The sequence below is a fragment of the uncultured Streptococcus sp. genome, from assembly GCF_915066115.1.
Classification (GTDB): domain Bacteria; phylum Bacillota; class Bacilli; order Lactobacillales; family Streptococcaceae; genus Streptococcus.
Window position 1 is genome coordinate 1 of record NZ_CAJZDT010000046.1, and the last position, 12175, is coordinate 12175.

Below are 12175 nucleotides of genomic sequence, written 5' to 3' on the forward strand. Positions count from 1 at the left end.
ATTTTGGGAAATATCTGCTGCTGTCACCGACCAAGCTGGTCTGTTTTTTGCTAAGGAGAGAGCAATAGCTCCACTACCTGTTCCAATATCCAGAACTGAAAGATTCGTCTCAGGATTTTCACCCAGGATAAGCTCCACCAACTCCTCTGTCTCTGGACGAGGGATTAATACTCGCTCATCAACTTTTAACTGCATTCCATAAAAATCTGCCTGTCCAATGATGTACTGTGCCGGTTTATGAGCTGCTAACTGCTGGTAAATCTCTTCTACAAATAATTCTTCCTCTTTTGTCACTTCCTGCTGGAGGGCAAAGACAAAGTCCGTAAAAGATAGATTTTTCAGGCTACGATAGACAAAAGAGAGGCTTTCTGCTTCCTCTCCTTGTCTTATCAATTCTTCTTCAAAATCTGAAAATAATTGAGCTAATTTCATTATTTGTTTAATTCTTCTAATTTTTGTGTTTGGTCATAAAGAACCAAGGCATCCACAACTTCGTCCAATTTACCAGATAAAATGGTATCTAGTTTTTGGAGAGTTAAGCCGATACGGTGGTCTGTGACACGGTTTTGTGGGAAGTTATAAGTACGAATCCGTTCTGAACGGTCACCAGTACCAATCGTTGACTTACGCTCAGCGTCTTGTTCGTCTTGTGCAATCTGAGCAAAGTGGTCAGCAACACGCGCACGGATGATTTTCATGGCTTTCTCACGGTTCTTCTGCTGGGTACGTTCTTCCTGCATCTCAACCTTGATGTTGGTTGGCAAGTGAACGATACGAACGGCAGTCGCAACCTTATTGACGTTCTGTCCACCAGCACCAGATGCGTGATAGATGTCGACACGAAGGTCTTTTGGATCAATATCGTATTCAACCTCTTCCACTTCAGGCATAACAAGAACTGTCGCTGTCGAAGTATGTACGCGACCTTGGCTTTCTGTCACAGGGACACGTTGCACACGGTGGGCACCTGATTCGTACTTGAGTTTAGAGTAAACAGATTGACCCGAAACCATAGCAACTACTTCTTTGAAACCACCGACACCGTTCATAGAAGCTTCCATAACTTCAAAGCGCCATCCTTGAGCTTCAGCATACTTTTGGTACATGGTTAGCAAATCTCCAGCGAAAAGTGCTGCTTCGTCTCCACCAGCAGCGCCACGGATTTCAAGGATGATATTCTTGTCATCGTTTGGATCTTTAGGAAGGAGCAAGATTTTCAGTTTTTCTTCGTATTCTTCTTTTTCAGCCTTGGCATCTTTGAGCTCTTGCTTGGCCATTTCTTCCAAGTCAGCATCTCCACCTGATTCCTTAATCATCTCTTCAGCGTCAACGATGTTTTGAAGGACTTGTTTGTATTCTCGATAAGCCGTCACTGTATCACGGCTTGAAGCCTCTTCTTTTGAAAGCTCCATGAAACGCTTGGTGTCTGAAACGACATCAGGGTCACTGAGCAACTCTCCTAATTCTTCATAACGGTCTTCTACAGCTTGTAGTTGATCATAGATGTTCATTTTTCTTCATTCTCCTTATTGATTTCAGGGGCAAAATAATGTTTACGGCAAACCGAGATATAGGTTTCATTACCACCAATTTGAATCTGCTCACCATCGTAAACGGGCAGTCCATCCTGTGTTCGCAAAACCATAGTCGCCTTTTTCTTACAATACTGACAGATGGTCTTGATTTCGTCAATCTTGTCTGCTAAGAGCAAGAGATACTTGGAACCTTCGAACAGTTCATTGCGAAAGTCATTTTTCAAGCCAAAAGCCATGACAGGTATGTCTAACTCATCGACAACACGAGCTAGGTCATAAACATGATGACGTTTGAGAAACTGGGCTTCATCAACCAACACACAGTAAGGTTTTTCTGGTAGGTCTCGGATATAGCCGAAGATATCCGTCGTTTCCTCAATCGCAAGAGCAGGGCGTTTCATACCAATCCGACTCGACACATAGCCAACACCGTCACGCGTATCCAGAGCCGAGGTCATAATCACAACACCTTTTCCTTGCTCCTCATAGTTATAGGCCACTTTGAGAATCTCAATCGTCTTACCAGAGTTCATGGTCCCATAACGATAATACAACTGTGCCATGCTATTATTTCACGTCCATTTCTAAATTTTTGCTACATTCTAGTATATCATAATTTTCTGAAGCTTTAAACGGCAAAATGTGGTAAAATAGAAGAAATCAAAAACTAGTGGAGGAAGCTATTATGCCATTTGTACGCATCGATTTATTTGAAGGACGCACGCTCGAGCAAAAGAAGGCTCTTGCTAAGGAAGTAACGGAAGCTGTTGTCCGTAACACTGGAGCACCTCAATCTGCTGTCCATGTCATCATCAACGACATGCCAGAAGGAACTTACTTCCCACAAGGGGAAATGCGCACCAAATAAGCTAGCTTAAGCAGAATTGCTTAGGCTTTTTCAATCTCCAAGTAGCATCCATTGACGAAATAGTTCAAATTTGTTACAATTTGAAAAGAGACTTGGAAAAATTTCCAAGAAAAGAGCTATTAATTAAAGGAAACATTATGATTACACGAGAATTTGATACCATCGCTGCTATCTCTACTCCATTAGGTGAAGGGGCTATTGGTATTGTCCGCCTGAGCGGAACAGACAGTTTTGCTATTGCGCAAAAGATTTTTAAAGGAAAAGACTTGAGTCAGGTTGCTAGCCATACACTTAACTACGGTTACATCGTTGACCCTCAGACAGGAAAAGTCATGGACGAGGTTATGGTTGGGGCTATGAAGTCTCCAAAAACCTTCACTCGTGAAGATATTATCGAGATTAACACCCACGGTGGGATTGCGGTTACCAATGAGATTCTCCAACTAGCTATCCGTGAAGGAGCTCGATTGGCTGAACCTGGTGAATTTACTAAACGTGCCTTTCTAAACGGTCGTGTAGATTTGACACAGGCCGAGGCGGTCATGGATATCATCCGCGCCAAGACAGACAAGGCCATGAACATTGCGGTCAAACAATTAGATGGTTCCCTTTCTGATCTTATCAATAATACCCGTCAAGAAATCCTCAATACACTTGCCCAAGTCGAGGTGAATATTGACTATCCTGAGTATGACGATGTTGAAGAAGCGACTACTGCTGTTGTCCGTGAGAAGACAATGGAGTTTGAACAATTACTAACCAATCTCCTTAGGACAGCCCGTCGTGGCAAAATCCTCCGTGAAGGAATTTCAACTGCTATCATCGGACGCCCTAACGTTGGGAAATCAAGCCTTCTCAACAACCTCTTGCGTGAAGACAAGGCAATCGTAACCGATATTGCTGGTACAACTCGAGATGTCATCGAAGAATACGTCAACATCAACGGTGTTCCACTAAAATTGATTGACACAGCTGGTATTCGTGAAACGGATGACATCGTGGAACAAATCGGAGTTGAGCGTTCAAAAAAAGCCCTCAAGGAAGCTGACCTAGTTCTACTAGTGCTAAACGCTAGCGAACCACTGACTGCTCAAGACAGACAACTTCTTGAAATTAGCCAAGATACAAACCGTATTATTCTTCTTAATAAAACTGATCTTCCTGACGCAATTGAAACTTCAGAACTTCCAGAAGATGTCATCCGTATTTCAGTCCTTAAAAATCAAAACATTGATAAGATTGAAGAGAGAATTAACAACCTCTTCTTTGAAAACGCTGGTTTGGTAGAGCAAGACGCTACCTACTTGTCAAATGCCCGTCATATTTCCTTGATTGAAAAGGCCGTTGAAAGCTTACAAGCTGTTAACCAAGGGCTGGAACTGGGTATGCCAGTTGACTTGCTTCAAGTTGACTTGACCCGTACTTGGGAAATCCTCGGAGAAATCACTGGAGATGCTGCTCCAGATGAACTCATTACCCAGCTCTTTAGCCAATTCTGTTTAGGAAAATAAGAAAAATCCATGATCGTTGTTTCGGTCATGGATTTTATTGTCTTTATTAGTAATCTGGTCTTAAAACCCCTGTTACAGTTGCCTTAGTCGCTTCGTAGTCGCCATCTACGACAACCTTGATAATGCGTTTAGCATCTTCTTCTGGTGCTGGAACAAGAGGTAGACGAGTGGGTCCAGCTTCAAATCCCATATAGTTGAGAACGGCCTTAACTGGAGCAGGGCTTGGATAAGAGAAGAGGGCATTGACCTTAGGAATGAACTTGCGCTGAATAGCTGCGGCTTTCTTCATATCGCTTTCTGAAATGGCAGTGAACATCTCGTGCATTTCATCCCCATTTGTATGAGAGGCAACAGAAATAACCCCATCCGCACCAAGGTTCATGGCATGGAAAGCATCTCCATCCTCACCCGTATAAATCAAGAATTCTTCAGGCTTGTGCTCAATCAAGTAAGCCATATTAGCCAAGCTAGTACATTCTTTGACACCAATAATATTTGGATGGTCAGCCAAGCGAAGCATGGTTTCGGGAGTTAATTCGACAACCACACGACCTGGAATGTTATAGATAATAATTGGTAGGTCAGAAGCATCTGCAATGGCTTTAAAGTGCTGGTACATTCCTTCTTGCGAAGGTTTGTTGTAGTAAGGTACAATAGCAAGCCCAGCAGCAAAACCGCCAAATTCCGCTACTTCTTTGACAAACTCAATAGAGTCACGCGTATCATTGGTACCCACACCCGCAATCAAAGGAACGCGTCCATTGACAACCTTCTGTACAGCTGCAAATAGCTCCAATTCCTCATCGTGAGTCAAAGTTGGACTCTCAGCTGTCGTCCCTGCAAGGAGAATTCCGTCTGTATGATGCGTCAACAGATGCTCAATCAAGGCTGGAATAGCGTCAAAGTTGATGGAACCATCCTCGTGGAAGGGAGTAATAAAGGCTGTGATGATTTTACACTCTTTTAAATCTTGATAAGACATGAAAACACCTCTCTATTTCAAAGAAGGAGTTCATCTGAACTCCTAAATTATATGACTATTTTAATTCAAATTTCAATTCAGCTGTTGGACGAACCAATCCACGTTCGTGAAGAGTTTCTGCAATCTGAACTGAGTTCCAAGCAGCACCTTTGAGCAGGTTGTCTGAAACAACCCACATGTGGATTCCTTTTTCAGCATCCAAGTCTTTACGGATACGACCAACAAAGGTATCACGTGAACCCACTGCATTGATAGCTTGAGGATAAATTTGATGAGCTACATCATCCTCAAGAACAGCACCTGGGAAGGCTGCGATAGCTGCTTTTACTTCTTCGATTGGAGCCACTTCTTTTGTTTCGATGTAAACAGACTCAGAGTGAGCTGACAAGACTGGAATACGGACACATGTTGCAGATACTGCAATGCTGTCATCTTCCATAATTTTCTTAGTCTCCTTAGTCATCTTCATCTCTTCGTAAGTGTAATCATTGTCAGTGAAGACATCGATTTGTGGAAGAGCATTAAAAGCGATAGGATAATGTTTCTTATCACCACCTGAAGGCAAGATTTCCGCATGCAAATCACGTGGTTTCACACCATCATTCAACACTTCACGAAGTTCACGTTGTGTTTCAAGAATCGCACCCATACCAGCACCAGAGACTGCTTGGTAAGTTGAAACGATGATACGATCCAAGCCCCATTTTTGACGAACAGGCTCAAGCGCCACCATCATTTGGATTGTTGAACAGTTAGGGCAAGCAATAATCCCGTTGTGGGCATCAAGTGCATGAGCATTGACCTCTGGAACAACCAATGGTACGTCTGGATTTTGACGGAAATAAGATGTATTATCTACTACTACCGCTCCAGCTTGAACTGCGTATGGTGCATACTTAGCTGATGTCGAACCACCTGCTGAAAAGAGAGCAATATCAACTCCTTCAAAAGCTGTTTCAGTCGTTTCTTCAATCGTAATATCTTGATTTTTAAATTTCAAAGTCTTGCCTGCTGAACGTGCAGAAGCAAGTAAACGAATTTTATCGATTGGAAGTGTTGATTCTTCCAACATTTTTATCATCTGAGCTCCGACAGCACCTGTCGCGCCGACTACAGCAACTGTATATCCCATAAATAACCTCTTTCGGAATTTTCTAAAAATTTCTATAATAGATGTATTATACTACTTTTTCCATGAATTGCAAAGCTTTTTCATCATTTTTTGGAAAATAAAAATCCCCAGTCGCTAGACTAGGGACTAAGAGGCATCTTCATGTGATGAGCAGGTTCACACAACTCATCAAGGTCCGCTCCTGCGTTATGACCTCCTTATGCTCAATAGTAGTCCGAAGACTACCTATCGACTCATCGCATCTACTATTCTACTAGATAGAGTCACTTTTGTCAACAGCCAAAACGCTTTAACTTCATTTATACAAGTGTACAAGAATAACCTTGGTTTCCCAAGGTTATTTCGTTTCTATCATGCTAATTGCCGGGATTGAACCGGCGACCTCATCCTTACCATGGATGCGCTCTGCCAACTGAGCTAAATCAGCTTACCTAAAAAGTATACTATAGTTAGCAAAACTTGTCAAGTTTCCTTAGAAATTTTCCATAAGAAAAAGCCAGGTAATAGCTACCTAGCTTTTCTGGTTCTATTTAGTTAAATCGATTCGACGACCAATTTTTCCAATGATAATCGCTCCAATAATCAATGAGGCAAATTCACCGATTCCTGTTGTGAACCAAGTAAGGAAAAATGGTAATTGTGCTACGATATTCAATTCAGCAGCGATGGTAAACATTGAAATTGAAAAGAGAATTGAGAAGAAGAAATGATCTTTTCGAATCAATCCGTTAAAGAGGTAATCTTTGCTGTATTTTGCAAAAAGCCAAACACCTAGACTAAGAAATACTAGGGTTGATCCACCACCAACAAAGACATCTAGCAATCCAAAGCTAAAGAAATTAGCAATCATACAACCGATGGTAACTCCAATGATGTACTTGGGATTGTAAAAAGCCATAAAATTCATCATTTCTGAAATACGGAACTGATAAGCACCATAGCTAATGGTATTTAGAGGCGGTGTGACAGTCAAAACGACATAGATAGCAGCAACGATTGCAATATCTGCTACATCACGAATAGTTAATTTTTTCATCTTTTCTCCTTTGGCGGGTTGTCCGCGTGTAATATGCTTGGTGAAAGAAGCTAAGCACCAAGGGTTGCTTGAATCAACCTTACTAGTATAGCACAATAGCCTGCTTTATGCTATACTAAAATCATGAAAAAACGTATTCGATGTCTCTTGGATAATGAACTCTTTGCTTATCTCTTTTTTGGTATAGCGACTACTCTTGTTTCTATCCTATCCCGATTAGTCATTTATCAAGTAACTCATCAAGAACTCCTTGCAACTGTACTAGCAAATAGTATCGGTATCCTCTTTGCCTTTATCACAAATGATAGGATTGTATTTAAGCAAGCTAGGAAGAATTGGTCAAGACGTTTAGTAAAATTTACTCTAGCACGTCTCTTCACTTTTGGTCTTGACCTTGTCTTGACTTTTATTTTTGTTACACGTTTTCCAGAAATCATTGGACAGTTCGTTAACAATAATCTGGACTTAGTTAATGGAATTGAGACTTTATCGGCTCAAATTGCTATTATTATGTTAAATTATTTTTCAAGTAAATTGTATATTTTTAAGAAAACAAGGTAAATTTCAAGCATTAATCTTGCAATTTATTTGTAATTGAATTATAATAAATTTGAAATTATGGAAAGGAAATTATGAAAATGTTAAAAGATCTTAAAGCATTTTTACTTCGTGGTAATGTTGTTGACCTCGCTGTCGGTGTGATCATTGCCACTGCTTTTGGTGCAATCGTTACATCACTTGTTAATGATATCATCACTCCACTTATTTTGAACCCAGCCTTGGAAGCTGCGAAAGTACAAAACATCGCTGAGCTTGCTTGGAATGGTGTTACATATGGTAAATTCTTGAGCGCTGTTATCAACTTCCTAGTTATTGGTACTGTTCTCTTCTTCGTTATCAAAGGTATTGAAAAAGCTCAAAGTCTTACTAAGAAAGAAGAAGCTGCTGAGGAAGCTCCAGCTGGTCCAACTGAGTTGGAAGTACTTCAAGAAATCAAAGCTCTTCTTGAGAAAAAATAATCAATTAAAAGGATCTAGCACAAAGCTAAATCCTTTTTTCTTTACTCTTTCGGCAACTTGCCAGCTTTCTCTAGCATTTTCTTGATAAGATAAGGCATCTTAACATTTTCACGACCTTTTTTCTCAATTAGTTTTTTTACAAATTCTGGCATTTGTAAATCTTGAGATTCAGCCAAAATATTTTTCGTCTCATCTGAAGGAACTAACTCATCAAAGGTTTCTTCTTCTGGGAGAAATTCCTTAAATTCATTGTCCTCATTAGCTCTGACGGTATTGACCAAGGCATCAATCAAGCGAGAATCTGTATTTGGCATTGGTGGACGATGGTAGTTTACTCCAAATTCCTGACATAAGTCATAACATTCTACATCGTTGTCAAATAAAACTTCAATATGTTCACTGATAAAACTGATAGGAACAAAAATATAATGATCAGGATGTTCTGTCTGTTCTCTGAGATACTCTAAAACATCTGGCTTAATCCATGGAATACCGATATCACTTTCACTCTGCCAAGTATTGGTATATTGTTCTGAATTCAAGCCTAGTTTTTCAGCGACTAGCTTGCTATTTTCAAAAATTTGGTCAATATATGGGTCACCAAAATCCAAGGCAAAAATAGGGACGCTATGAGCTGAAAAGATGACTTTAAAACTATCCTGCTTTACTTCTTCTTTTAAAATCTTAGCAATTTCATCTGCCCAATAGTTTAAGAGCGCTTCTTCTTGATACCAATCCTTAATAACCAAAAATTGAATTTGTTTGCTTTCTAAAAATTTTTCATAACCCATGACAGAGTAGAAAGAATAATGAGGCTCCAAAATCAAGCAAATACACTGTTCAATGCCGTCTGCTTCCATCTGACCGATCACATCTGGAATAAAGGGTCTAGAAAACTTATTAGCAAAATAAACACTATATTCATTCCTCAGCCTAGCTTCTACCAAGGCAACCTCTTCACGAGTAATTTTTTGCAGAGGCGTGCCTCCAATTCGTACATAATTATCGTAGAGAGTTTGAATTTCGTGGTCTTGAGGTCTCACTCCACGACGAATATTTGTGAAAAAATCAGCCACACCTTCAAAGGTAATCTCTTCTGGCGAACCGAAAGTCATCATTAAAATTGCTTTTTTCATAATTGCTTCCTTGTGATATTTTTATCAAGTTTATTTTATCATGAATTCATTGATAAGTAAACGCCAACATAGCGAATTTCCCTAACTTCAGTCTTTTGTTTTTCTCTTCTTTCTATGATACAATGGAAAAAATGAATTAAAAAGGAGTTTTTATGACTTATCAAAATCTCTTGGACCGCTTCTTAACCTACGTTAAGGTCAACACGCGCTCTGATGAACACTCTACTACTACTCCAAGTACACAGAGTCAGGTTGATTTCGCAACCAATGTCCTGATTCCTGAAATGAAGCGTGTTGGACTTCAAAACGTCTACTACCTTCCAAATGGTTTTGCGATTGGTACCTTGCCAGCCAACGATCCGTCTTTAACACGTAAGATTGGCTTTATTTCCCACATGGATACTGCTGATTTTAATGCCGAAGGAGTCAATCCACAGGTAATTGAAAACTACGATGGTGGTGTGATTGAACTTGGAAATTCTGGTTTCAAACTCGATCCAGCTGACTTCAAGAGTCTTGAAAAATATACAGGACAAACACTCATCACAACCGACGGAACAACCTTGCTAGGTGCTGATGACAAGTCAGGGATTGCTGAAATTATGACAGCTATTGAATATCTGACTGCCCATCCTGAAATCAAACACTGTGAGATTCGTGTTGGTTTTGGTCCAGATGAAGAAATTGGTGTTGGTGCCAATAAATTTGATGCAGAAGATTTCGATGTAGATTTTGCCTATACTGTAGATGGCGGACCTCTCGGAGAACTTCAGTACGAGACTTTCTCAGCAGCTGGGGCTGAATTGCATTTCCAAGGACGCAATGTCCACCCTGGTACCGCCAAAGGGCAAATGGTCAACGCCCTTCAGTTAGCAATTGATTTTCATAACCAACTTCCAGAGAATGACCGTCCTGAGTTTACATCAGGTTACCAAGGCTTCTACCATCTTATGGATGTGACTGGAAGCGTTGAGGAGACGCGTGCAAGCTACATCATTCGTGATTTTGAAAAAGATGCCTTTGAAGCGCGTAAAGCAGCTATGCAGTCTATAGCTGATAAGATGAATCAAGAACTTGGTAGTGACCGTGTCAGTCTAAACTTGACAGACCAGTACTACAATATGAAAGAAGTCATTGAAAAAGATATGACTCCAATCACCATTGCCAAAGCTGTTATGGAAGATTTAGGGATCACGCCTATTATTGAACCAATCCGTGGTGGAACAGACGGCTCTAAAATTTCCTTTATGGGAATCCCGACTCCAAATATCTTTGCTGGTGGGGAAAACATGCATGGACGTTTTGAATACGTCAGCCTTCAGACTATGGAACGTGCAGTTGATACCATCATTGGTATCGTCGCTTATAAGGACTAAAAAAGACGAGGTAGCTCAGCTACTTCGCCTTTCTTTTTATTCTGCTGGTTTTTCTTGATTTCCAGCACTTGTTGTAGATTCTGCTGTTTCCTTTTCTGAAGTTGATTCACCTGGTTTAGAATCTGTTGTTTCCTTTTCTGAAGCTGATTCAGCTGGTTTAGAATCTGTTGCATTGCTCTGTTTGTTTTCGTCACTTACAGTTTCACTGTTAGATTCTACAGCTACGTTTGGTTGGTTCTCAGCACTTGTCTTATCACCATTTGATTCAGCATTTGTTGCTGGAGTTGCTTCTTCACTTGCACTTGATTTTGACTTGATTTCTTGATTCAAGACCAGAATAGCTTTTGTCAATTCAAGTAAAGCAGCTTTATCTTTACTCTTAGCAGAAAGTTGATCTAGTAGAGCATCCACCTTATCAAAGTCCGCATCAGAACCCTTATTGTTTTCTAAATAAGCATGAAGCGACATAAGAATATCGTAGAGTTTTTGATAAAGAACAAGCGTCTGAGGATCTTGCTCAGCATTTTCCTTCTCTTGTTGAAGGGCGCTAGCGATACGAGTCAAGACATCTTTCACCTGACTATTTACTTCATCCAAGTCAGCATCAGCCTTGTTTGTAGCAGCTTTGAGATTTTCTACTTCTTCTGCCAAAGATTGTCTAATGCCTTCTTCTTGGATTTGTTCCAAAAGTTGAGTTGCCTTGCTCAAGAGACTTTCTACTTGTTCCTTGCTAACATGATTGACATGCTCTTCAGGCATAAAGTCTCCGTACAATTCTTTCAAGAAGCCATAAATAGCTGTCTTAGCACTTTGATTATCGACTTTTTCAGTATCTAGAACTGTCTGACTTGATTTCGCATTAGTTGGTTGAGCTTTCAAAGCTTCTTCCACTTCTTGTTTTGCCTGATAGATGCTTGGGAATAATTTGTTCAATTCTGCTGCCTTAAGGAAGGATTGAGATTGATACAAGGTCCAAGTCAACTGAGCTACTTTGTTTCGAAGTTCATCACTCAAACGACCGTCATTTACGTGTTCGTAGAAATACTTGATGTATTCTACAGTTGTAACACCTGTTCGGTCATTAAAGTCTTGCAAGGCTTGAAGTTGTGATTCAACCGCTGCTAAACCAGCCTCATCTTTAGCTAACTTAGCTTCTTGAAGTTGAACGAGAAGGTCTTTCTTAGGAAGGCCATAAGAGTCTGTATCCAGGGTATTGATTTTATCAATCAAGGCCTGATATTTCTTATCTAAATCACTTGTTTCAACAGGTTTGACACTTTCATCAATATGGATATATTGCTTATCAAAGAGATTCAGTGTCGCAAGATAACCTGCTGTAGAGTTAGTTGCCAGTTTCTTCATGTTTTCAGTAAACTGACCTAAGGCTAACTCAATCTGTCTTTGTTCGATAGGCTTGTCTTTGTAGATGCTTCTGCTATCAGCTAAAAGTTGATCTACTTTTGCCAAAACTGCCTTCTCATCAAAAGCTCCAGGTTGATAGTTGGATTGGAGAGCTGGAATTTTGTTTTTCAAAGCTACTTCATAGCCCTTAGTTTGAACCTTGATGTAGTGATTGTGGT

Annotated in this window: 11 protein-coding genes, 1 tRNA gene, 2 pseudogenes and 1 riboswitch; of the genes and pseudogenes, 5 read left to right on the forward strand and 9 right to left on the reverse strand. The window is 40.2% G+C overall.

Going from position 1 to position 12175, the window contains the following annotated elements; all coding sequences use genetic code 11:
* The 3 genes and pseudogenes from QZ565_RS04565 to QZ565_RS04575 all read right to left on the reverse strand — a co-directional run.
* Window positions 1-432: pseudogene (locus QZ565_RS04565) on the reverse strand (peptide chain release factor N(5)-glutamine methyltransferase); the annotation flags it as partial.
* The gene (gene prfA, locus QZ565_RS04570; protein ID WP_001028807.1) at window positions 432-1511 is read right to left on the reverse strand and encodes a peptide chain release factor 1; all 1080 of its coding nucleotides are present in this window, start codon (window positions 1509-1511) and stop codon (window positions 432-434) included. The gene prfA and the pseudogene QZ565_RS04565, both read right to left, overlap by 1 nt.
* Window positions 1508-2098, reverse strand: a complete 591-nt coding sequence (locus QZ565_RS04575; protein WP_000068143.1) for a thymidine kinase — start codon at window positions 2096-2098, stop codon at window positions 1508-1510. Before QZ565_RS04575 ends, prfA begins: the two co-directional genes overlap by 4 nt.
* Before the next feature lie 122 nt (window positions 2099-2220).
* Between QZ565_RS04575 and QZ565_RS04580 the strand changes: the two genes are divergently transcribed.
* Complete coding sequence (locus tag QZ565_RS04580; protein WP_001117401.1) at window positions 2221-2403, forward strand: 4-oxalocrotonate tautomerase; 183 nt, start codon at window positions 2221-2223, stop codon at window positions 2401-2403.
* A 137-nt stretch (window positions 2404-2540) separates the two neighbouring features.
* Entirely contained in the window at window positions 2541-3914 is a 1374-nt protein-coding gene (gene mnmE / locus QZ565_RS04585; protein ID WP_295526215.1) for a tRNA uridine-5-carboxymethylaminomethyl(34) synthesis GTPase MnmE, read from the forward strand.
* A gap of 46 nt (window positions 3915-3960) precedes the next feature.
* On the opposite strand, the gene dapA is transcribed toward mnmE, so the two are convergent.
* From dapA to QZ565_RS04605, 4 genes are all read right to left on the reverse strand, one after another.
* The gene (dapA, locus tag QZ565_RS04590; protein ID WP_033687012.1) at window positions 3961-4896 is read right to left on the reverse strand and encodes a 4-hydroxy-tetrahydrodipicolinate synthase; all 936 of its coding nucleotides are present in this window, start codon (window positions 4894-4896) and stop codon (window positions 3961-3963) included.
* Between the two features lie 55 nt (window positions 4897-4951).
* On the reverse strand, window positions 4952-6028 hold the full coding sequence (locus QZ565_RS04595) for an aspartate-semialdehyde dehydrogenase (protein ID WP_295526219.1): 1077 nt from the start codon (window positions 6026-6028) through the stop codon (window positions 4952-4954).
* Between the two features lie 354 nt (window positions 6029-6382).
* Window positions 6383-6455, reverse strand: a tRNA-Thr gene (locus QZ565_RS04600).
* A 99-nt stretch (window positions 6456-6554) separates the two neighbouring features.
* Window positions 6555-7064: a QueT transporter family protein gene (locus tag QZ565_RS04605; protein ID WP_295526223.1), complete on the reverse strand. Its 510-nt coding sequence runs from the start codon at window positions 7062-7064 to the stop codon at window positions 6555-6557.
* Window positions 7062-7159: riboswitch (PreQ1 riboswitch) on the reverse strand. Its footprint overlaps the gene before it by 3 nt.
* Before the next feature lie 28 nt (window positions 7160-7187).
* On the opposite strand from QZ565_RS04605, the gene QZ565_RS04610 reads away from it, so the two are divergent.
* Window positions 7188-7625, forward strand: coding sequence for a GtrA family protein (locus QZ565_RS04610; protein ID WP_295526226.1), 438 nt, complete (start codon window positions 7188-7190; stop codon window positions 7623-7625).
* Window positions 7626-7702: 77 nt separating this feature from the next.
* A complete protein-coding gene (gene mscL, locus QZ565_RS04615; protein WP_000910205.1) occupies window positions 7703-8083 on the forward strand; it encodes a large conductance mechanosensitive channel protein MscL in 381 nt (126 codons plus the stop codon).
* Between the two features lie 41 nt (window positions 8084-8124).
* On the opposite strand, the gene hemH is transcribed toward mscL, so the two are convergent.
* A complete protein-coding gene (hemH, locus tag QZ565_RS04620; RefSeq protein WP_295526232.1) occupies window positions 8125-9219 on the reverse strand; it encodes a ferrochelatase in 1095 nt (364 codons plus the stop codon).
* Window positions 9220-9371: 152 nt separating this feature from the next.
* Between hemH and pepT the strand changes: the two genes are divergently transcribed.
* Entirely contained in the window at window positions 9372-10595 is a 1224-nt protein-coding gene (gene pepT / locus QZ565_RS04625; RefSeq protein WP_295526235.1) for a peptidase T, read from the forward strand.
* Window positions 10596-10631: 36 nt separating this feature from the next.
* On the opposite strand, the pseudogene QZ565_RS04630 reads toward pepT, so the two are convergent.
* Window positions 10632-12175 (reverse strand): annotated as a pseudogene (locus QZ565_RS04630) (HIT family hydrolase); the annotation flags it as partial.

What these genes read in the sequence shown, in the direction of transcription:
- prfA (WP_001028807.1), bottom strand. Translation starts at nt 1,511, where the DNA reads ATGAACATCTATGATCAACTACAAGCTGTAGAAGACCGTTATGAAGAA.
- QZ565_RS04575 (WP_000068143.1), bottom strand. Translation starts at nt 2,098, where the DNA reads ATGGCACAGTTGTATTATCGTTATGGGACCATGAACTCTGGTAAGACG.
- QZ565_RS04580 (WP_001117401.1), top strand. Translation starts at nt 2,221, where the DNA reads ATGCCATTTGTACGCATCGATTTATTTGAAGGACGCACGCTCGAGCAA.
- mnmE (WP_295526215.1), top strand. Translation starts at nt 2,541, where the DNA reads ATGATTACACGAGAATTTGATACCATCGCTGCTATCTCTACTCCATTA.
- dapA (WP_033687012.1), bottom strand. Translation starts at nt 4,896, where the DNA reads ATGTCTTATCAAGATTTAAAAGAGTGTAAAATCATCACAGCCTTTATT.
- QZ565_RS04595 (WP_295526219.1), bottom strand. Translation starts at nt 6,028, where the DNA reads ATGGGATATACAGTTGCTGTAGTCGGCGCGACAGGTGCTGTCGGAGCT.
- QZ565_RS04605 (WP_295526223.1), bottom strand. Translation starts at nt 7,064, where the DNA reads ATGAAAAAATTAACTATTCGTGATGTAGCAGATATTGCAATCGTTGCT.
- QZ565_RS04610 (WP_295526226.1), top strand. Translation starts at nt 7,188, where the DNA reads ATGAAAAAACGTATTCGATGTCTCTTGGATAATGAACTCTTTGCTTAT.
- mscL (WP_000910205.1), top strand. Translation starts at nt 7,703, where the DNA reads ATGTTAAAAGATCTTAAAGCATTTTTACTTCGTGGTAATGTTGTTGAC.
- hemH (WP_295526232.1), bottom strand. Translation starts at nt 9,219, where the DNA reads ATGAAAAAAGCAATTTTAATGATGACTTTCGGTTCGCCAGAAGAGATT.
- pepT (WP_295526235.1), top strand. Translation starts at nt 9,372, where the DNA reads ATGACTTATCAAAATCTCTTGGACCGCTTCTTAACCTACGTTAAGGTC.